The sequence below is a fragment of the Streptomyces sp. NBC_01445 genome, from assembly GCF_035918235.1.
Classification (GTDB): Bacteria; Actinomycetota; Actinomycetes; order Streptomycetales; family Streptomycetaceae; genus Streptomyces.
Window position 1 is genome coordinate 1322372 of record NZ_CP109485.1, and the last position, 21429, is coordinate 1343800.

Annotated in this window: 15 protein-coding genes; 1 reads left to right on the forward strand and 14 read right to left on the reverse strand. The window is 70.5% G+C overall.

All coding sequences use genetic code 11. The features are described 5' to 3' along the window. Positions 1-2 precede the first annotated feature (2 nt). From OG574_RS06340 to OG574_RS06405, 14 genes are all read right to left on the reverse strand, one after another. Entirely contained in the window at positions 3-650 is a 648-nt protein-coding gene (locus OG574_RS06340; RefSeq protein WP_100593144.1) for a PIG-L deacetylase family protein, read from the reverse strand. Further along, the gene (locus OG574_RS06345; RefSeq protein ID WP_100593143.1) at positions 647-1441 is read right to left on the reverse strand and encodes a glucose-1-phosphate cytidylyltransferase; all 795 of its coding nucleotides are present in this window, start codon (positions 1439-1441) and stop codon (positions 647-649) included. The genes OG574_RS06340 and OG574_RS06345 overlap by 4 nt, the downstream gene beginning before the upstream one ends. Beyond that, on the reverse strand, positions 1438-2673 hold the full coding sequence (locus OG574_RS06350) for a class I SAM-dependent methyltransferase (protein ID WP_326772262.1): 1236 nt from the start codon (positions 2671-2673) through the stop codon (positions 1438-1440). The genes OG574_RS06345 and OG574_RS06350 overlap by 4 nt, the downstream gene beginning before the upstream one ends. Beyond that, positions 2670-3911: a glycosyltransferase gene (locus OG574_RS06355; protein ID WP_326772263.1), complete on the reverse strand. Its 1242-nt coding sequence runs from the start codon at positions 3909-3911 to the stop codon at positions 2670-2672. Before OG574_RS06355 ends, OG574_RS06350 begins: the two co-directional genes overlap by 4 nt. Before the next feature lie 2 nt (positions 3912-3913). Continuing rightward, positions 3914-5218, reverse strand: coding sequence for an O-antigen ligase domain-containing protein (locus OG574_RS06360; RefSeq protein WP_326772264.1), 1305 nt, complete (start codon positions 5216-5218; stop codon positions 3914-3916). A 1-nt stretch (position 5219) separates the two neighbouring features. Beyond that, positions 5220-6761 (reverse strand): right-handed parallel beta-helix repeat-containing protein, encoded by a 1542-nt coding sequence (locus OG574_RS06365; protein ID WP_326772265.1) that lies wholly within the window; start codon positions 6759-6761, stop codon positions 5220-5222. 8 nt (positions 6762-6769) lie between these two features. After that, a complete protein-coding gene (locus tag OG574_RS06370) occupies positions 6770-8746 on the reverse strand; it encodes a heparinase II/III family protein (RefSeq protein WP_326772266.1) in 1977 nt (658 codons plus the stop codon). Then, positions 8743-10947 carry a bi-domain-containing oxidoreductase gene (locus OG574_RS06375; RefSeq protein ID WP_326772267.1) on the reverse strand — a complete coding sequence of 735 codons (2205 nt, stop codon included), beginning with the start codon at positions 10945-10947 and terminating at the stop codon, positions 8743-8745. The genes OG574_RS06370 and OG574_RS06375 overlap by 4 nt, the downstream gene beginning before the upstream one ends. Positions 10948-10975: 28 nt before the next feature. Further along, positions 10976-12910 (reverse strand): asparagine synthase (glutamine-hydrolyzing), encoded by a 1935-nt coding sequence (asnB, locus tag OG574_RS06380; RefSeq protein WP_326772268.1) that lies wholly within the window; start codon positions 12908-12910, stop codon positions 10976-10978. A gap of 4 nt (positions 12911-12914) precedes the next feature. Continuing rightward, complete coding sequence (locus tag OG574_RS06385; protein WP_326772269.1) at positions 12915-14441, reverse strand: Wzz/FepE/Etk N-terminal domain-containing protein; 1527 nt, start codon at positions 14439-14441, stop codon at positions 12915-12917. Beyond that, the gene (locus tag OG574_RS06390; protein WP_326772270.1) at positions 14438-15808 is read right to left on the reverse strand and encodes a Wzz/FepE/Etk N-terminal domain-containing protein; all 1371 of its coding nucleotides are present in this window, start codon (positions 15806-15808) and stop codon (positions 14438-14440) included. Before OG574_RS06390 ends, OG574_RS06385 begins: the two co-directional genes overlap by 4 nt. Then, positions 15805-17103 (reverse strand): glycosyltransferase family 4 protein, encoded by a 1299-nt coding sequence (locus OG574_RS06395; protein ID WP_326772271.1) that lies wholly within the window; start codon positions 17101-17103, stop codon positions 15805-15807. The genes OG574_RS06390 and OG574_RS06395 overlap by 4 nt, the downstream gene beginning before the upstream one ends. Then, positions 17060-18376 carry a nucleotide sugar dehydrogenase gene (locus OG574_RS06400; RefSeq protein ID WP_326772272.1) on the reverse strand — a complete coding sequence of 439 codons (1317 nt, stop codon included), beginning with the start codon at positions 18374-18376 and terminating at the stop codon, positions 17060-17062. The genes OG574_RS06395 and OG574_RS06400 overlap by 44 nt, the downstream gene beginning before the upstream one ends. Before the next feature lie 73 nt (positions 18377-18449). Further along, entirely contained in the window at positions 18450-19928 is a 1479-nt protein-coding gene (locus tag OG574_RS06405; RefSeq protein WP_326772273.1) for a sugar transferase, read from the reverse strand. Between the two features lie 971 nt (positions 19929-20899). Between OG574_RS06405 and OG574_RS06410 the strand changes: the two genes are divergently transcribed. Then, positions 20900-21382, forward strand: coding sequence for a GNAT family N-acetyltransferase (locus OG574_RS06410; protein WP_326772274.1), 483 nt, complete (start codon positions 20900-20902; stop codon positions 21380-21382). Positions 21383-21429 lie beyond the last annotated feature (47 nt).

Consider the following 21429-nt stretch of genomic DNA (forward strand, 5'->3'; position numbering starts at 1 on the left):
GTTCAGTCCCCCAGATTGAGCGTGAGTTTGGTGACGGCGAAGGCCTCGGCGTAGCGCGCGTGGCATTCGATGCCGCGGATCCGGGCCAGGCCGAGGAAGGCCTCCCGGTCGTACCAGGGCCGGTGCCGTTGCGAGGGGTAGTGCTCCTGCAGCAGCCGCACCTTCTGTTCGGCGATCTCCGGCGACAGCGGCTGGTACGCCGCCGGACGGCCGAGATCGCCGTCCCACTTGACGATCTCGTAGCCGAGCACGAGGTGGTCGCGGAATGCCGTGGTCATCAGCTTCGCCAGGCCGCGGTGATCCTGGTGCGCGTCGTCGGTACGCGGGGCAAGGACCAGGTCCGGCTCGGTCTGCCCGCGCAGCTCCTCGACCGCGGCTTTGGCCTCTTCCCAATGCGCGGGCATCCGGCCGTCCGGCAGCTTGAGCACGGTCAGCCGCAGGTCGGCGCCGGGGCAGAAGGCGGCGAGCGCGGCCTGCTCCTCCTGCTCCCGCTCGCTGCCACCGCCGGAGAGCACCAGCGCGTCGACGCGGATCCCCGGCCGTGCGTGACACAGCGTCAGTAGTGTGCCGCCGGCGCCGATGGCGATGTCGTCGCAGTGCGCCCCCACCGCGACGATCCGGTTCAAGGGCCCGGCCCCGAGCCGGATCACGCCCGAGCTCCGGCACTGTCCCGTTCCCACACGGCCCACGGCCGGTCGCCCCGGGCGTACGCGTCGTCGAGCGCGGCCCTCTCCTTCACGGTGTCGGTCGGCTTCCAGAAGCCGCGGTGCTGATGTGCCACAAGACGGCCTTGCTTGGCCAGTTGGGCACATCCGTCGGCGACCAGGTCCCCGTTCTCCGGTATGTGGTCGAAGACCTCCTGGCGGAGCACGAAGTAGCCGCCGTTCTCCCACAGCGGCATGTCGCTCACCGCGGTGATGCCCCCCACCAGGCCGTCCTCGCCCAGGTCTACGCAGTGGAACGAGGACTGCGGCGGCACCACCATCATCGACGCACCGGCGTCGCGCCGGGCGAACCGGTCGATCATCTCCGGCAGCGGGGCATCGGTGAGCACGTCGGCGTAGTTGGCGAGGAACATCTCGTCGCCGTCTAGGTGGTGCCGCACCCGGCGCAGCCGCTCCCCGATCGGCGACTCGATGCCGGTCTGCGCGAAAGTGATCGTCCAGTCGGCTATGTCGGTGGACAGCAGCTCGGTCTGCCCGCCCCGCAGCACGAAGTCGTTGGACGTCGTCTCCTCGTAGTTGAGGAAGAAGTTCTTGATGTGGTGCGCCCCGTACCCGAGGCACAGGATGAACTCCGTGTGCCCGTAGTACGCGTAGTAGCGCATGACGTGCCAGATCAGCGGTCGCGGCCCGACCATCGCCATCGGCTTGGGCATGTCGTCGGAGGCTCCGCTGCGCATGCGCAGCCCGTAACCGCCGCAGAACAGAACGACCTTCATGACTTGACCTCGACAATGCTCAGTTCCGGTATGGGGAAGACCAGCCGGCCGCCCCAGTCGTGGATGAAGGACAGTTGCTCGACCAGCTCGTCCCGCAGGTTCCACGGGAGGACGAGGACGTAGTCGGGCTTGTCGGCTGCTATCTGCTCGGGCGGCAGGATCGGGATGCGGGTGCCCGGGGTGTACCTGCCGTGCTTGTAGGGGTTGCGGTCGACCGTGTACGGGAGCAGGTCGGGCCGGATGCCGCAGTGGTTGAGCAGGGTGTTGCCCTTGCCCGGGGCGCCGTAGCCGACGACCGTCTCGCCGCGCTCGGCCGCCTCGATGAGGAACTTCAGGAGGTCCCGGCGCACCTTGGCCACCCGAGCGGAGAACTCGGTGTACCCGGACAGCTCCTGGAGTCCGGCTGCCTTCTCCCGGTCCAGGACGTCGGCCACTCGAGCGGAGGGCTCGCCGGCCACCTCGGCCGGCCGGGCCCACAGCCGGATGGATCCGCCGTGCGTGGGCAGCAACTCGACGTCCACGAGCGCGAGTCCGCCGCTCGCGAGGGCCCGGATCGCGGACGCGACCGTGTAGTACTGGAAGTGCTCGTGGTAGATCGTGTCGTACTGGTTCTCCTCGATCAGGGTCAGCAGGTGCTGCACCTCGATGGAGACCCAGCCGTCGTCGGCGACCAGGGCGCGCAGCCCCTGGGTGAACCCGACCACGTCGGGGATGTGCGCGTACACGTTGTTGGCCACGACCAGGTCCGCCGGGCCGTGCTCGGCGCGGACGGCCGAGCCGGTGGCCGGGTCCAGGAACTCCGTGAGCGTGGGCACACCCGCGTCCCGCGCCGCGGCGCCGACGTTCACCGACGGCTCGATGCCGAGGCAGCGGATCCCGCGGTCCACCATGTGCCGGAGCAGGTAGCCGTCGTTGCTCGCGACCTCGACCACGAAGGCGTCGGCGCCGAGATCAAGGCGCTGTACGGCGTCGGCGGTGAACCTGCGCGCGTGCTCCACCCAGGAGGTCGAGAAGGAAGAGAAGTAGGCGTACTCGCTGAACGTCTCCTCCGGCGTGATCAGCGGCGGGATCTGCGCGAGCCAGCAGTCGGTGCAGACCCGCAGGTGCAGCGGGTACGCCGGCTCCGGCTGGTCCAGTTGGTCCGCGGCGAGAAAGCTCTCACACGGCGGGGTCGCCCCCAGGTCGACGACGCTCCCCATCGCCGCCGAGCCGCACAGTCGGCATCGTGTCATTTACTGCCCCCATCCCCCCTGGTCGCGCGGGTGCCCCCGCCGCGAGCCAGTGCTGACCGACCCGCGATCGCGGTGCGGTACTCCTCCACCAGGCGCTCAAGGCCGACGGCCGGACTGAACCCCTGCTCGTAACGGCGCCGGGCCGCCTGGCCCATCTCCTGGTTGCGGGCCGTCCCGGCCGTGATCCGGCGCATGCGGTCCGCGAGCGAGGCAACCTCGCCCGGGCGGTGCAGCAGCCCGGTCACCCCGTCCTCGACGAGTTCGACGAAGGCGCCGTGACCGGCGGCGACGGTCGGGACCCCGGCCGCCATCGCCTCCACGACCACCAGGCCGAACGCCTCCAGCCATGTGGAGGGCGCCACCACGGCGACCGATCGCGCGATGGCCTGCCGGCACTGGGCGGTGTCGTACAGGCCGACGTACCGGACGTCGTCCCGGCCCGCCGCCCAGGCGGTGACCTCGCGCTCCAGCGGTCCCGTGCCGGCGATCACGAGCGGTACGCCCACACCCCCGTCCGCGGCGATCCGGTCCCACGCGGCCATGAGCAGCCGCACGCCCTTGGCCTCCGCGAGGCGGCCGAGATAGAGCAGATGCTCGCCGGTGCCCGTTCGGCAAGTGCCCGGCTCCGGCACGAAGTTGTGCTTCACCGCCAGCCGCTCGGGTGGCATGCCGGCCCGGACCAGGACGTCGCGCTGCGCCGCGGAGATGCAGAAGAACCGCTCCACGCCCGACCACCACCGCCGCCGGTTGACCGACAGGCTGACCGCGAGCGGCACCGTCGCAAGCCGGGAGTTCCGGTAGCAGCCGTGCCGGACGGCGGGCAGTGGTGCGGAGCCGACGCACTCGGTGCACGGTCGGCCGTCCCGCTGCAGCGTGCCGGGTGGGCAGACCTGGGTGTAGTTGTGCAGCGTGGCGACGGCGGGGACGCCGGCGTCGGCGCAGGCGGCAAGGACCGCGGGCGACAGGAGCGGGAAGACGTTGTGGACGTGGACCACGTCCGGCCGCTCGGTGCGCAGCCGGGCGGCGAGTTCCGCGCGGACCGCCGGGTTCCACGGCACAAGGAGCGGCACCGCGACCTTGCCCGGCAGGGACCGCGCGGCGATGGTGTCGCTGCGCCGCTCGAACACCTCGACCCGGTGGCCGGCCGCGCGCAGCAGCTCCACCTCCTGGTCGACGACCTTGTTCTCCCCGCTCGGCTGCGCCGAGGCGTAGCGGTTGTGCACTACGAGGACGTGCATGCTCAGGTCATCTCCGATCTCCGGGCCCATCGCGGGATGTGCCGTCGAGGGGCTGCGGGCGTCGGGAGGGGCGTGGCCGCGGCGGGTGCCGCCAACAGCGAGGCGGCCACGGCCAGATGCAGCAGATACGGCGAGGCGTCGCCAAGGCCTGCCTCGGTGTACGACGCGATCGCGCAGTAGCTGATCAGGAAGATCGCGCAGGCCCTCGACAGTGACGGTGGCCGCAGCAACGCGACGCCGCCCAGGACGATGATGATCGCCGCCACCAGGGTGACGCCGGTCAGACCCTGCTCCTGGTAAACGGCCAGCCAGCTGTTGTCGATCGGCAGCCCGCCGAACGACTTGTCGCCCAGGCCCATGCCGAACAGCTGCTCCGAGGTCGTCCGGGGCGCTGCCAGCAGGGCATCCCAGACCTTGGCCCGGCCCGTGAGGCTGGCGAAGTTCTCCTGGCTCTGTCCGCGCAGGAACCACGCCTGCAGCGCGGAGCCGAACCCCACCGCGGCCACGGCGGCGCACAGCACTGCCCAGGTGAAGAACCGGCGGGCGGCGGCGCTGGTCAGGATGAGTGAGCCGATCGCCAGGACAAGGCCGATGACCAGGCCGAGCGTGGCCGTCCGGGTATGGGTCAGCGCGAGCAGGACGAGTGACGGCACGATGACCATCGCCGCGCTTGCCCTGTCGGTCCGGCGCCCCAGTACGAGCAGCACGGTGAGCCCGGTGATCACCGCGGCGTACTGTCCGATCTGTGGCGGGGTGAGCGGCCACAACGCGCCGACGAGGCGTCCGCCGTAGAGGTCGGGCAGGGCCGCGCCCGGTGAGATGACCAGGCCGGCCGCCACCGACCCGAGCACCGCGAAGTACATCCGGATGTGGTGCCGGACGAACGTCAGGCCGCCGTCCCACCAGCGGCTGAGCAGCCACAGCGTGCCGATGAAGAGAGCCAGCCTGGCGCAGCGGAACAGCGCGCCGAACCCGGACTCCAGGTTCACGCTGGAGATCACGCTCGGCACAAGGAGCAGGGTGAGCAGGAACACGAAGGCGCCGGGTCGGATGCGCAGACGGAGATTGACTGCGAGCGCCAGCGCGAACGCGGCGACCAGCGCGCCCATGGTGACCATCTGGATGAGGGAACGGGGCAGCGGGATGATGGTCTCCGCCCCGGCGGAGCCGAGCGTGTTGAGGACCAGCAACCCCCAGACGATCCCGACGATCTTCGCTGCGCCGGCAGGGCGCGATTCCGCGCGGGGCTGCGTGTCCGCCGTGACCGGTCCGCCCGGCAGCTCACTGCTCCTCAGGCTCTCCCCCATCTCAACCACCCGCCCGTGAGTCGAGGGTGCTGCCCGCGTCCTGCTGGTACGGCGTGCCCTGCCACTGCCCGAATTCGAGCACCCGGCTCTGGTCCTGGGCGACAAATTTCCAGGGCCCGAGGTAGACGTTGTCGTGCCAGCGGTTGTGTTGCTTGTTGGTGATGGCCTCAGCCACCCGCTCGCCCTGGTACGGCGACCAGTCCGGATAGGTGCCGTAGTTGGCAAGCACCGCCATCCGGTCGCACTTCACCGTGCACTTGACGACGGACTTGTCCAGCACGAAGCGGTTGTCGTGGATGTCCACCCGCTGCGTCTTCCACCGGCAGTCGGCGTAAAGCGGTGCGGTGGCGATGGCCGGCTTCGCGCAGCGGTCGGTGTCCTTCACCAGCAAGGTGCAGTCACCGGACGAGGTGTTGGCCGGGCTGTTGCAGAACCGGTCGGCGTTCTCCCACAGGGTGATCCCGGACCAGTTGTTCTCCAGTACGTTCCGGTAGATCTCGATCTTGTTGGTGCGGGCCCGGATCCGTGGTTCGCCGCCGGACTCGGACAGATAGACGGTCGCGAACGGGAAGGTGTCGCCGCGGTCGGCTTCCCTGCGGCCCTCGACCCAGTTGTTCCGCCGGATCGTGTTGTTCCGGATGACCGCGTTGTAGCTGGTCTCGTAGATCAGCGCGGCACCGTCGTTGTCCTCGAGCACGTTCTTCTCGATGCGGAAGTCGTTGTTGTTGGTGTCCGCCCACAGCCCGGTTCCACGGTTGTCGTGCACCCAGTTGCCGCGGACGTCGGCGCCGTTGACGGCCCAGAACTTGATGCCTCCGGTGCAGCCGCAGCCCTTCCGCCGCCGCTCCCAGTCGCCGGTGTTGTTGCCCACGATCTCGTTGCCCTCGACCACCAGGCCGCTGATGCGGCCGGTGGCCTTGTACGCGTTCATTCCGTACTGACCGTTTTCGCGCAGGCAGTTGGCGCGGACCTTCTGGCGGGCACCGGCCATCAGTCCGGCACCGGAGTTGTGCTGGATCGTCGCGTGCTCGATGGCCCACCCGTCGGCCGAGTCATGGTTGACCACGCCCTCGTCCTGCGGCGCAACGAAACGTTGCACGGTCAGATAGCGGATGGTGACGTTGCGGGCGGTACCGCCGAACGCGTACTGGTTCTTCTTCCCGCCGTCGAGCACCGCGCCCGGCGCACCGAGGTAGCGGTTCCCCTCCTTGGGGATGACCTGGGCGTAGCGGTCAGGGTCGAGCCTGTGCTTGCCCGGTCGAAGCCAGAACGTGGTGTTCGGGGGGCTGCTCTTGGTCTTCGCTGCCAGGTCACCGACCACCGTGGGGTCGACCGTCACCGCGCCCGCCGGCGCCTTCGCCGGCCCGGCCGCGGGCTTGGCGCACACCCGGGCCACGGGCGTGGATGGCGCGGCGGTCGGGTTTGCCCGGGCGCCCGGCGTGTTTGCCCGGGCGCCCGGCGTGCTCTCACAGCCGGTCGCCGCCAGCAGGGCCAGCGCCAGCGGTGCCGCCGCCAACGCCCAGTGCCGCCCGTTGATCCCCACACGCCCCCCTAGCCGCGGAACCTGAGTACGGTGGTGAACCCCTCAGCGCCGTCGGCGAAGCCGCTGCCGACCAGCGTTGTGGTGGGTTCCTTGCGGCCGAAGCCGGCGGAGTACCAGCCCAGCGGCGGGTCGGTCTCTCCGCGATGCGCCCGCCAGCTCAGCTGCCCGGGCAGGTCGAGCACCGCGGAGCGGTCCTCGCCGTCCCGGGTCCAGGTGAGCACAGCCCGGTTGCCCACCAGGTCCGCGGCGATCGCCGGGCCGAGGTGGAATGCCAGGCGCACGTCCCGGCGCGGGCCGCGCACCTCGTCAACCACCCGCAACTCCTGGCTCGCGGCGGTCAGTTCCACCTGACGGCGGTGCACGGAACCCTGGTAGCCGTCGTGTTCGGCGCTCCAGCGGTCTGTCCCCCTGTCGGAGGCGCCCGATGTGTCCGTGGCCAGGACGCGACTGCGGGCATGCCGGGTCCACAGGAACGGGCCGCCGGAGACGGACTGGTCGCTGCCGTCCATTTGCAGGGTGTTGTGGCCGAGGGTCGACCGGAAGTACTGCCGCCACTCGGGTTGCCCGTGGTAGCAGAACGTTCCCGGGTCGGCGAGCACGTCGACCCCGTCGTGCCGGACCTCCACGGACAGCGCGTCCGCGTGGGCATGCGCGGCGATGGACAGGAAGCCGTGCGGACCACCGTCGCAGCGGCACCAGATCTCCTCCGGACCGCGCAGGATGGTCATGCCCGCGTCGGCGAAGTGGGCCGGTCGGCTTGCCGGGCGGATCACGGCCGGTGCGGTTTCGCTTTTCGGGTACGGCCGGATGAGCGCGGCAAGGAGCGGGGTGCGCACATCGGTGCCGGTCACCGCCGGCCACCAGTCGAGCCGGCCGAACACGGCGTCCCCGGTGGCAAGGAGCGAGGCCCAGCGGTCGGTGCCCGCGCCGTCCACGATCAGACCGTGCCCGTCGTCCGCGTCCCCCTGCCGGGGCGGACGTAGCCGGTTGTCCACGAGGGCCGCGAGCGCGTCGGTCATCCGCAGCAGTACCAGCCGGATCGACGCGGGGACCGGCACGCCTGCGGCATCCGCCTCGGCCACCGCGGCCAGGCCGAGTTCAAGGACAAGTCCGTGATATTCGGTGGCCAGCTCGCGATTGAGGCCGGAGCCGAAGGTGTTGCCGCGCAGATGCCGCTCAAGGGACCGCAGCGCACCGGCGCGCCAACGCGCCGAGGAGGGGAACCAGCCGAACGCGCAGGCTGCGGCCAACTGCCCGCCGGCCTCGGCGATGACGTGGTTGTTCGCCGAGGACCCCCTGCTGGGGAAGGCGGCCAGCCAGCGCTGATGGTGCCAGATCTGGTTCAGCGCCACCGGGTTGCCCTCGAACAGCTCGGCCGCGCCCGGCCAGCCGTCGAGCAGCCGGCGGATCCACACCCAGGAAAGGAGCCGGATCCCCAGCTCGATGCCGCTGATCCAGTGCACGCCGCGCAGCGGTGGGTTGGCCTTCCACCACGACCGCAGGTGCTCGGCGACTCGCTCGGCGTACCGCTCGTTCCCGGTGATCGCGTAGGCGGCGGCGAGCACGGTGAGGTACTGGTGCCGGGACAGCTCCCAGATCTGCTTGATGTCCCCGACCGCGTCCTCGTTCCGGTACGGCACGTCGAAGGCGTAGCCCCAGGGAGCCCGGCGCCCCGTCTTCGGGTCGCACCACCAGTCCGGGTCGTCCAGGTCGTCGCGGACCACCCCGAAATACTCGACGTGCCCGTACATCAGCCGATCCGCCTCGGCGATGAGCCGTTTCGCGGCGTCCGGAGGTATCGCTGCGATCGTCCCGGCGGGCAGGACCGCGGTGAACCGGGCGCCGGTCACGCTCGGGCAGGTGGGCCGCGCCGACCGCCACCGCCGCCTGCGCACCGCGTCGCCCACCCGGCCGCCGACCTCCCGCGGTCCCATCCGGGACAGCCGCCGCAGGTACCAGCCCGGACTCCCCGAACTCACCGTCATCGCGCCCTCGCCAGCGTCACGGGCGCGCCGCCGACCAGGCCTGCCTCCACCGCGAGGGTGGCCGTCGTGGTGGCGACCAGCGACTCCAGCGGCACCGGCATCGGCCCGCCGGTCCGCACGGCCTTGATGAACGCGGCCAGTTCGGCGGACTGGCCCTTGTCCCGGGCCTTGGGCAGCCGCGAACTGACCCACCGCTTGCGGCCGGCCCTGCCGTCCGAATACAACGAGGCACGGACGAAGTCGTCGAGCCGCAGCACCTTGCCGTCCGCGACAAGGTCCAGCGTCTCCTTGGGGAAGCCGGCCGCGCCGGTGGTGACGTAGCTGATGGTGGCGGTGGACCCGTCCGGGTAGCGCAGCACGACCTGCAGGTCCTCGTTGCCGGACGTGGCGACCGCGTACACCGAGACCGGGTCGGCGTCGAGCAGCCAGCTCGCCGTGTCGATGAAGTGTCCGCCCTCGCCGGTGAACCGCGAGCCCTCGGTGCCCTGTTGGAGGTACCAGCTGCCGTGTCCAAGGCGGCCCGCGTTGACCAGGTAGCGGAGGCTCGCCGGACCGGTGCGGGCGCCGAACCGCTTCCTGGCCTCCTGCAACAGGGGCGCGAACCGGCGGTTGAAGCCCACCTGCAGCCGGTCGTTGCCGGACTCCTCCACCGCCGCGAGCACGCCGGCCAGCTCGTCCTCGGTGAGGGCCAGGGGCTTCTCCACGAACACCGTCTTGCCGGCAAGCAGCGCCCTGCGGGTCAGTTCGGCGTGCGAGCTGTGCCGGGTGACCACGAACACCGCGTCGATGGACTTGTCGCCGAGCACGGCGTCGAGGTCGGTGGTCGCCTCGGCGAAGCCGAACTTCCGCTTCGCGTTGGCGGCGGACAGCGCCGTCGTGGTGACGACCGTGGACAACTCGACGCCGTCGCGCTGTGCCAGGTGCGGCAGCAGCATCGACGTCGCGTAGTTGCCCGCGCCGACGAACGCGAGGCGCACCGGCGTCTTGGCGGACCGGGCCGGAGTGGACGTTCCGCCGCCGCGTCGCACCTCGGGCACGGACACCGTCGGGGCCGCCGATTCCCCTTCTTCCTCGGCCTGTTCGGGGTACCGGAACAGCACAGCCACGGCCTTGAGGCCGCCGTCCTTCAAACGCTGGTACGTCTCGACGGCGTCGTCGAAGTCGGCGATGTGGGAGACCAGGGGCTCCACGTCGACGCTGCCGCGGGCGAGGAGATCGAGGAAGCACGCCAGGTTTCGGCGCTCGGTCCAGCGCACGTAGCCGATCGGGTAGTCCCGCCCCTCGAGCTCGTACTCCGGGTCGTAGCGCCCGGGGCCGTAACTGCGCGAGAACCGGACGTCGAGCTCTTTCTCGTAGTACGCGTTCCACGGCAGGTCCAGGCGGCACTTGCCGATGTCGACGACCCGGCCGCGGTCCCGGCAGAGCCGGGCGGCCAGCTCGACGGGCTGGTTGCTGCCGCCGCCGGCGGCCAGATACACCTGGTCCACGCCGTGCCCGTCGGTGAGTTCGGCGACGGCGGCCTCCACGGCCGCGGACTCGGGATCGCCGCAGGCCGCGGCGCCGAGGCGTTCGGCGAGCTCGCAGCGCACCGGGTCGGGGTCGACGCCGACGACACGGACCCCGGAGGCGGCAAGGAGCTGCACCACCAGCTGCCCGATCAGTCCGAGGCCGATGACAAGGGCCACGTCGCCAAGTTGGGGTTCGCCGCGGCGGACGCCCTGCATCGCGATCGACCCGACGGTGCCGAAGGCCGCGTGCCGCGGCGCGAGGCCGTCCGGCACCGGGGCGTAGAGGTTCTTCGGCACCCAGTTCAACTCGGCGTGCAACGCGTGCTCGTTGCCGGCGCAGGCCACGAGGTCGCCGACCTTCACGTCGTCGATCCCGGGGCCGACCTGCTCGACCACCCCGCACAGGGAGTAGCCCAGCGGCGTGTAGGAGTCCAGCTTGCCCATCACCTTGCGGTACGTGGCGGGCACCCCGTTGGTGGCCACGCTCTGCATGACCTTGGCCACCTGGTCAGGACGGGAGCGGGCCTTGCCCAGCATCGACATGCCGGCCTCGGACACCTTCATGAGCTCGGTCCCGGTGGATATCAGCGAGTAGGCGGTGCGGACCAGCACACCGCCCGGCTTGCATCCCGGCACTGGCACGTCGAGCACCGCGAGCTCGCCGCTCTTGTAGTTCTGAACTACCTGCTTCACCCGAAGTCCCCTTGTTTCTAGCCGTCTTCTACGCTGCCGAGCGAGTGCTCCGGGCGGATCCGGAGGTCGCGTCGCGGTACCAGTACTCGAGGGTCAGCACATGCCACAGATGCTTGGAGAAGTCCCGCTGCCCGGCGGCGTCCTCGGCGACCATGCGCGCCAGCGCGTCGCGGCGCAGGAGCCCGGAACTGACGAGCACGCCATCGTTGACCACCTCGCGCACCAGCGGTGCCAGATCCCGGCTCATCCAGGCCCGCAGCGGCGCGCTGAACAGGCCCTTGGGCCGGTACACGATCTCCCGGGGCAGGATCGAGGTGGCCGCCTCCTTGAGGACGGCCTTGCCCTGTCGTCCGACGATCTTGCGGTCGCCGGGCACGGCGAACGCGGCCTTGACCACCTCGACGTCCACGTACGGCACCCGGACCTCGGTCGAGGCGGCCATGCTCGACCGGTCCGTGTAAGCGAGGTTCAGGCCCGGCAGGAACATCCGGGCGTCGCCCAGGCACATGCGGTTGACGAAGTCGTCGAGCTCGTTGTCCTGGTAGATGTCCGCATGCTCGGTCAGCACGTCGTCGACCGTCCCGGCCAGGTCTGGACTGACCAGGGCGAGCAGCTCGTCCTGGTCGTACATGGTGTAGCTGCGCCGGAACGCGGTCTCCTCGGGCAGGTCGGCGAAGGAGAGGAACCGCTTCGCGAAGCGCACCGACCGGTACCCCCTGCGGGCCGTGGCGACCGGCAGCCTGTCCACGGCCTTGAACACCCCGCGCCGCAGGGGCCGCGGGACGCGCTGGTAGCGCAGTGCGAGGAGGTTGGCCAGGTGTTTGCGATATCCGGCGAACAGCTCGTCGGCACCCATCCCCGAGAGCATCACCTTGACCCCGGCCTCCCGGGCGGCCGAGCAGATCAGGAACGTGTTGATCGCGGCGGGGTCGCCGATCGGCTCGTCCAGGTGGTACGTCATCTGCGGCAACAGGTCGAGCACGTTCGGGGCGATCTCGATCTCGTGCAGGTCGACGCCGAACCGCTCGGCCACCTGCCGGGCATAGCGCAGGTCGTCCGGCATCGCCTCGAACCTGGCGTCCTCTGCGCGGAACCCGATTGTGTAAGCGGATATCCCGGGTCTGTCGCGGGCCGCAAGCGCGGTCAGGTAGCTGGAGTCAAGACCGCCGGAGAGGAAGGTCGCCACGGGTACGTCGGAGAGCAGGTGCTGCCGGGTCGACTCCTCGACGATGGCGGCCAGGTCCGGCTGCTCGCCGCTGCGTGCTCGCTCCCGGCCCTCGGCGGCGACGTCCTTCAGGTTCCAGTACCGGCCGCGCTCCACTCGGCCGTCGGGCCGGCACCTGAGCCAACTGCCCGGCGGCAGCTTCTCCGCTTCGCGGAACGCACAGCGCGAGTCCGGCACCCAGTAGTACAGCAGCGAGGCCACCAGCGCCGCATGATCGACCTGCAGCGACCCGTCGGTGACGGCGGCGAGCGCCTTGAGCTCGGAGGCGAACACCAGGCCCGCCCCGCGCCGGAGCAGGAACAGCGGCTTGATGCCCAACTGGTCGCGGGCGAGGACCAGTTCACCGGTGCGCTCGTCGAAGATCCCGAACGCGAACATGCCGCGCAGCCGGGGCAGGCAGTCGGTGCCCCAGCGCCGCCAGGCCTCAAGGAGCACCTCGGTGTCGGACGTACCGCGGAAGCGCACCCCGGCGGCTGCCAGTTCGGCACGCAGCTCGGGCGCGTTGTACAGCTCGCCGTTGTACGTCAGGACGAGGCCGCCCGAGACCATCGGCTGGGCGCCGGTCTCGGACAGGTCGATGATGGCCAGACGGCGGTGCCCGAGGTGCACTTCGCCGTCGCCGGCGGGGTGGCTGTACCGGCCCGCCCCGTCCGGACCGCGGTGGGCGAGGGTGTCGGTGAGCCGGTCGGTCACGACCTTCCCGTCCGGCCATCGATAAGTGCCTGCGATGCCACACATGTGCTTACCGCGCCTCCTGGTCGCTGTCCGGGACTCGTACCGCCCATGACGGCCGTTCCGTCCGCACCCGGCCCGTCAGGTTCTCCCGTGCCAGCCGCTCGTTGTGGCCGCGCAGCGCGGTGTGCAGCCCGTCCCACAGGGTGCCGTCGGTCCGGTCCCGCGGATCTGGGTCGATCAGCACCACGCCGATCACCGGAATGAGCAGGTCGGCGAGCTGCCGCGCCACGGTGTGCAGCCACGCGGCGCTGCCGTGCCCGGCACGCACGACGAGCACGGTCCGGGTACCGAGGTCCGGGAGGCCGGTCCACGCCGTGCCGGGCGCGACCGAGCCGACGCCGAGCCGGCGCACCTCATGCGGCACGGCCGCGGCACCCTCGACGCCGACCACGTCCGGGCCTCCTGGCTTCTGGCCGCGGTGGGCGCGCCGCAGGGCCGGCAGATCGTCGATGACGACCACCGGTCCCTCCGCCGCCAGTGCCCTGGCGAGGTCCAGGGCGATCACGCTCGTGCTGCGCGCACAGCCCAGTTCCAGCAGTGACACCGGTTCCGCGGAGCCACGCACGGTGCGGGCCAGCGTCGCGGTGAGCCGTTCGCGTGCCGCCCGGGTCCGTCGGCGCTGCCACCGCCTGGCCGGCCGGTGGGGCGCGCGGCGCAGTTCGGCGATGACCGATGCGCCCAGGTTCGCCGCGATCTCCCGGCGCAGCACGGGGCGGTCCGCCACCACCGTGCCGACCGCGGCAGCCGCGAGCCCGAGGACGAGCCCGAGGACGAGCCCGATCGCGGCGTTGGTGGCAGCGGTCCTGGGCAGGGAGTGCCGCACCGCTCGTGGGGCGTCCACGATCTGGGTGCCGGCGACAATCTGAGGCGTTCCCATGCGCGCCTCCTCGGCGCGCTGGTCGAAATCGGCGATCCGCGAGTTGAGTTCCGCCCGGCGGGCGAAGAGCGACTCGATGCTCGCCGACGCCGTCGGGTCGCTCTCCGGCGTTCTGTCCCCGATCGCCTTGTTGACCTGGGCGAGTTCGCTCCGCATTCGGTCGCCCTGGTCGCGCAGGGCCTTGGCCTCGGCCTTCGCCGCTTCCTGCATCCGCCTCACATGGTCCGCGACGAACGCATCCGCCAACGCCTTGGCTCGGGCCACCGCGTCCGCGTCGCTGTCACCTGTCACCTCGATCTGCAGCAGGTTGTTGGTCAAGCCGGTGCCCCGGTAGTCCCGCATGAAGTCTTCCGTGCGTTCCGGGGAGTTGAGGGACTGCAGGGCCTTGTCGGCGATCCGCGTGGTCCGCAGCAGCTCCACGTCGGTGCGGATCAGCGTTCCGGGGTCGTTCGGCTGGTCCGCCTGATGCGCGACCAGCACCTTGGCCTGCGCGGTCGGCGGCGGCGGCCGCAGGACGGCAAGCGCCGCGCCGACCAGCAGCCCCAGTAGCGCCAGGGAGTACCAGAGGCGGCGGCGCCTGCGCACCGCCACCACCAGTGCCTGCAGGTCCAGCAGGTGAGTGGCTGCCGACGACTCCGAAGTCGTGCTCGTCGTCACGCGGAACCTCCCGTCGAGTGGCCGGGTACCGCGAGCGCCGGAGTGGCGTCGTGCGGAGGAAGGCCGGCGGATCGCGTCGGACGGTCCCGGACCGTGCCGGCGACGACGATGCCGACGACTTCATGTCTGCCGTCCGCACACGCCTCGGCGATGCCGGCGAGCTGCCCTGCGGTCCAGTTGCCCGCGCTGAGCACGACCAGGGCGCCGGACTCGGTGCCGCGGTCCGGCACCATCGGCCGGTCCACCGAGACGTCGACCACCCGCAGCAGCGGATCGCCCTTGGCCTCGGCCACGAGCTGCCCGGCGGCCCGGCGGGCGATCTCGTCGCCGTTCGGTACGACAACCAACAGCCGCCGGGGAGCCGGTAGTCGGTCCCGGAGGCGAGCGCACACCCGCCGGTAGCGGATCCGCCTGCCGGCCTCGTCGCCGGACCTCTGCGGGGTCGGTATGTCCCACCGGGTGTCGATGCCGAGGAGTCGGCGGATCCGGGCTCGCGTGCCACGGTCTTCCGGCCGGTCCGCGGGCCGTTCACCCGGCACGTCGACGGTGCCGAGGAGCGTCGAGCCCAGCGCCGCGGCGATCTCCGGTTCGGTGCGCAGTCGGCGGTTCACCCGTGCGACGGCGAGATGGCCGATGACCGCGAGCAGGAAGAACAGCAGCGCCCCAGCGACGGTGAGTTGCATCCTCGTCGGCGGCGCCTCGCCGGTCGGCCGGGCCGCCGGCCCCATGACGACCAGGCCGGCCTTGTCGGCCGCCGGGTCCGCCTGGTCCAGCTTCGTCATGGCCTCCTCCAGCGAGGTGCGCAGCTTCTCGAGCTCGGTGCGGGCCTGCACGCTCTCCACGGACTTGCCCGGATTGGCCGCATTGGCCAGGTCAGTGATGCGACGGTTGGTCTCCACCACCTGCTGCCGCAGCGCCTCGGGCCCGGTAGCCGCGTCGGGGTCGGTGCTGCCGCCCGCGAGCCGCGCGGCGAATCCGACGAATTCCTCGGCCACCCGGTCGGAGAGCTGCTGCGCGCGCTTCGGGGTGTCGGCCGTTCCCGAGATCTTGATGATGTTCCCGTCGGCGGCCTTGGCGCTCACCCGGTCCCGCAGCCCGGCGGCGCTGACGCCCCTCCAGCCGAGCTTGGCCGCCACGGGGTCGACCACCGACGAACTGGTCGCGATGTCCACCTGGGTCAGTAGTTCGCGCTCTTCCCACTGCCCCGGCAGCAGTACCGATGTCGACGCCGTGTAGCGAGGCGGAAACACCACCACCGAGGCGCCGTAGCCGACGAGCGCGCCCACCACGGTGAGAACGGCGAGAAGCCGCCAGCGCCGACTGAGAATCCGTCCGATCGTGACCAGACGTATCGTGTCTTCGCTCAAGGGTGCTGCCTCCCCCGCGCCCGGACCGGGTCGCCCGCCGACACCGGAGTGTGGTCACGGCACGCGGCGGCGTAGGCGGCGAGCAGCGACGCCTGCGAGTTCTTCCAGGAAAGGTGCCCGCTGATCCGCTCCTGGCCGATCTTGCCCATCCGGGCCCGCTGCTCCGGATCGTCAAGCAGCAGCATGATGAGCTTGGCGAATTCGGCCTCGTCGTTGGCGGGCGCGTAGACGGCGGCGTCACCGGCGGAGACGCGCGCCTCCCGGAGGTCGAAGGAGACGATCGGACGGCCCATCACCATGTACTCCAGGACCTTGTTCATGGTCGAGACGTCGTTGAGCGGATTGCGCGGGTCGGGGGAAAGGCACACGTCCGCGGTGGACAAGTAGCGCACCAGGTCGGCGTCCGGAACGCGCCCGGTGAACTGCACCTGCTCCGAGAGCCCGAGCCGTTGGGACAGCTCCACCATCGCGTCGAACGCGTCGCCGGCGCCGACGAACACCGCATGCCAGTCGGTCCGCCCGAGTTCGTCGCGCAGCTTCGCGAGGGCCCGCAAGGCGTAGTCGACGCCGTCCTGCGGTCCCATGACGCCGAGGTAGCACAGCAGATGAGGCTTGCCGCGCCTCAACTCCGGCTCGGGCGGCACCGGATGGAACCGGTCGATGTCGGGTGCGCTGCGCACCACGAAGACGTCCGCCGGCCGCCGACCGCCACGGCGCACCGCGACGTCCCGGTAGCTCTCGTTCGTGGCGAGCACGATGTCCGCGGCCCGGTAGGTCCGCCGTTCCAGCGCGCACACAGCGCGGTAGAGCAGGTCCTCGCCGCGGTCGAACCGGGAGAGGTACAGCTCGGGTACCAGGTCGTGCTGGTCGAAGATGAACCGCGCCCCGTGCCGCTTCATCCACAGTGCCGGCAGGAACAGCAGGTCGGGCGGGTTGCAGGCGTGCACCACGTCGACGGGGCCGACCTTGCGGGCCAGCCGGAGCGTATGCCACAACGCCGTTCCGTACTCCCGCAGGTAGCCGGCCGGACCGCCGGTGGCCGCGCGCAACGGGTAGCGGTGGATCCGCACCCCGTCGATCGAAGCCTCCAACTCCGTGTCCCGCTTCTCCCCTTGAGGACAGATGACGTGCACCGTCCAGCCCGCGTCGCGCAGTGTCGTGCACTCCTGCCACACACGCCGGTCGAACGGCACCGACAGGTTCTCCACCAGGATCAGCGCGCGCCGGGCAGGCCCGGCGCCGCTGCGTACGTCACCAGACAAGGCCCATGTATCCCGGTTCGGCCCGGCGCGCATCGGCGTCGGGAATGCGGATGAGGTCGACGAGCAGCGTGCCGTCGTCATGGGGCAGCGCCGACAGCACGGCCGGATCCTTGGTCCCGACCAGGCACACCTCGGCGTGCTCGAGCACCTCGTCGACGGAGTCCACGAGCAGCTGCGCGATGTGCGGCAGCCGGGTCTCGATGTACTCACGGTTGGCGCCGAGCAGTCGTGACAGGTTCACGTTGGCGTCATAGATCCGCAGGTCGTATCCCTTGCCGATGAGCCGCTCCGCCAGCTCGACGAGCGGGCTCTCGCGGAGGTCGTCGGTGCCGGGTTTGAAGGACAGCCCGAACAGACCCGCCCGGCGCTTGCCGGTGCGCTCGACCAGCTCCACCGCGCGTTGCAGATGTGCGGAGTTGGAGGTCAGCACGTGGGCGAGTATGGGCACCGAGACGTCGGCCCGCTGCGCCGCGTGGACCAGGCTGCGCAGGTCCTTGGGCAGGCAGGAACCGCCGAAGGCGAAGCCGGGCCGCAGGTAGGCGGGGCTGATGTTCAGCTTGCGGTCGGCCAGGAACACGTCCATCACCTGGTGCGAGTCCACCCCGAGCGCCTGGCACACCGCGCCCAGCTCGTTCGCGAAGCCGATCTTCAGGCCGTGGAACGCGTTGTCCGCGTATTTGATGGCCTCGGCCGTCGAGATCGGCACCCTGAACAGCTCGCCGGGCAGGCCTTCGTACAGCGCCGCCACCGCGTCGCCGCTTGCCGGATCGAGCTCGCCGATGACGGTCTTCGGCGGGTCGAAGAAGTCCTGCACGCTCGTACCCTCGCGCAGGAACTCCGGGTTGACCGCGACCCCGAAGTCCACCCCGGCCGTGCCGCCGACGTACTTCTCCAGGATCGGTACCAGGAGGTTCAGGCAGGTGCCCGGGAGCATGGTGCTGCGGAGCACGACAGTATGCCGACCGCTCCGCTCGGCCAGCGCGGCGCCGATCTGCTCGGTGACCCGCTCCAAGTACGTCGTGCACAGGCTGCCGTTGGGCTCCGACGGCGTGCCCACGCAGACCAGCGACACCTCGCTGCCCATGATCGCCTCGTGGACGTCGACGGTGGCGCGCAACGCTCCGGTCCGCACGGCCTCGGCGGTGAGCTCGCCGATCCGCTCCTCGACCACCGGCGCCTTGCCGTCGTTGACCAGGTCGACCTTGACCTGGTTCACGTCCACGCCGATGACCTCGTGACCCAGGCTGGCCAAGCACGCGGCCGACACGCAGCCCACGTAGCCGAGCCCGAAAACACTTACTCTCATGACCCGTTCCTCCCCCCAGGCAGGCCTTTTTGGCCTGCGGTCCGCGCGCCGGCCGGACGATGACCCTCGCGCATCAGTAAGCCCCCTGCCCCTGCAGCACCGCACGCAGCGTCTTCCACAAGATCACTGCGTCCAGGGCGAGCGACCAGTCCTCCACGTACCGCAGGTCGAGCCGGACCGCCTCCTCCCACGGCAGGTCGCTGCGTCCGCTGATCTGCCACAGACCGGTGAGCCCGGGCTTGACCAGCAGCCGCCGCCGGATGTCCGGGCCGTACGCAGCGGACTCCTCCGGCAGCGGAGGCCTCGGACCGACGAGCGACATCGATCCGCTGAGCACGTTGAAAAGCTGCGGTAGTTCGTCGATCGAGTACCGGCGCAGCACTGCCCCCACCCGGGTCACCCGCGGATCCCGGCGAAGCTTGAACAGCAGGCCTGCGCCCTCATTGCGGTCGGCCAGCGCGGCCCGGGCCCCGTCAGCCCCGGCGACCATGGTGCGGAACTTGAAAATGGTGAACTCGTGGCCGTCCTTGCCGACTCTGCGCTGGCGATAGACCGCCCCGCCCCGGCTGTCCACCAGTACGAGCAGCCCGACGAGCACCATCAGCGGCGCGAACAGGAGCAGCAGGACCGCCGCGCCCATCCGATCGACGACCCCTTTGACCGCCCGGCGGCCCCCGGTGAAGGTCGGCATGCTGACCCGCAGCAGCGGGATCCCGAGCACCGCGTCGACGTGCAGCCGCGGGCCGGCCACCTCCATCAGCACGGGGGCCACGACCATCTCGGCATCGCTGCCTTCGAGGTTCCAGGCCAACCGCTGCAGCCGGTCCGGTGACCAGTGCGGGTCCGGTGTGACCGCGACGACACGGTAGCCGTCGCGGCGGACGTGGCCCGCGACGTCCGACAGCCGGCCGACGACCGGCACCCCCTCCAGTTGGTCACCGTCGAGCCCGAGACCGTCCGTCGTGCACACCGCATCCACCCGCCAGCCGAGGTGCGGGAACTTGCGGGTTCGGGCGATCAGGTCGCGCACGGTGGCCACACTCCCGGCAGCAAGCACCGGTCTCAGGCACCGTCCTGCCTTCCGCTGTTTGTGCAGCGAGACGCGGAGCAGATACCGCTCAGTCATGGTGACGAGCGCGATCGCGGGAATCGCGACGAAGATCCAGAGCTTGATGTTGCGCGAGGTGAGGGCGATCCCGCCGAGCGCCAGCACGACGGTCGCCATGAACAGCGAGCGTCCGAGCCGGCGGAATTCCTCGGCGCCCTGGCCGAGCACGGCCGGAGCCCACGACCGGCTCACCGCAAGCGCTCCCAGCACAAGGAGCTCGGTGCCGAATGCGAGAATTCCCCACTTCTCGTGCCAGTTGGCCGCGTCCCGGGCCCCGAAAAAGTTGCCGATCGCCGCCACCACCAAGGCGGTGGCCACCGTATCGCTGGTGATCACGGTACGGCGGTACCGCTGCTCCCAATCGTTGGCCAGCTGACTGATCGCCCCGTTCGCCAGACGCTCGCGCGCCGACGTTAAAGGGCCGACCAATTCCCCCTGCCGCACAGAACCCACCCCGGTCCCCAGTCGTTCGACGTGGTCGCCCAACACTGTCCCTCCCCCCAGAAGGCCCCCGCCCCGCACAGTTTTTCCCCTCGGAGGCCCCCGCCCCCCGCGCCGCGCTGTTCCTCCCCCGGGAGGCCCCCGCCCCCCGCGCACGACATCCCCGCTATTTCAGCGCTACTTGAGCAACCCACCCCGGCGACCGCAGAATCACATGTCCTGCCAGGCCCTCGATGTGCGTGCGAACCCGTCGCAACCTCGGGTGCTCCCCGCACCCAAAGCCCCTCGCAGGCCCCAAGAATTGATCACCCCCACGTCCGGCGCCGGAGACGCAGCTGCCGGCCGTCCGTCACACCTGACCTATAGATCATCATTTGTCGCCTCGTGTCCCAGCATGCGAAGCACGGTCAATCTAGACCATCGGGGCCCATCTGGAGAGAGGGATGTGTGGAATTTGTGCTCAAGATTTGAAGCTGGATCCACGGGCCGGTGGCCATCCGCGGTGCCGTGACGACGAAGAAGTGGCTCTGACCTGTGATGGCGGGAGTTCTCCGGCTGCCGGCACCGGCAATCCCGTGGCGTCCTGGCACTGCCAACTGGGCGGCCTGTCCGGCGGATCGTGCCGGTGAGCACGGGACGATGGATGTCGGGTGCGACCGATCGACGGCACGTGAGAACGGATCGCAAACGGTCGATCGGACTGCCACACGCAGACGCCATGGCAGATCCACGGGCCCGGGCACACACCTTTGAAGTCGACGCATCGCCGCCACGCGACAGACGACACCCCCCCCGCGCGCACCAGGCCGCAGCTCGCGCATCGGGCACTACGCTGCGGGCCATGGAATGTTTTGCCGCTTGGCGTACCCGTCGCTGAGGGCCCGGCTCACCGTCGATCCTTCGGCTGCGAGCGGGCCGACCGATGCCCTTGTTCCGTCCGGGTATCAAGCCCTCAGCCCGAAAGGAAGACTTCCATGTTCATCCGCGCGTTCTCCCAGCGCGACCTGGCGCCACTCACCGAACTGACCATCGAGACGTTCCGGCCGTTCTACGAGGACTCCTTCCGCCCTTTGACAGGCGACGTCATCTTTGCCATCCAGCACGGCAATTGGCGTGACGACTACCGCAAGCAGGTCGCCGAGCTCCACGCACCCGAACGGCACGCATACGTCGCCGTCGCCGAGGCCGAGGACGGCATCGCGGGCTACGTGGCGTGGAGTGTCGAACCGGTCGGCAGGAAGGGCAGTGTCACGATCCTCGCCGTCTCGGCCAAGCACCGTCGACACCGCGTAGGCACCGCACTGTGCGAGCACGCCTTCGCACAGATGCGGGCCCTCGGAGCCGAACTGGTCGAGATCGGTACCGGAGGAGACCCCTTCCACGCACCTGCTCGTGCCCTCTACGAGCAGCTCGGGTGCACGCCGTTTCCGGCGATGGTCTACTTCCGGCAGCTGTGAAGACCTGGGACGGGCGCCCTCAACGCCCGTCCCAGGCTTGGCGACCG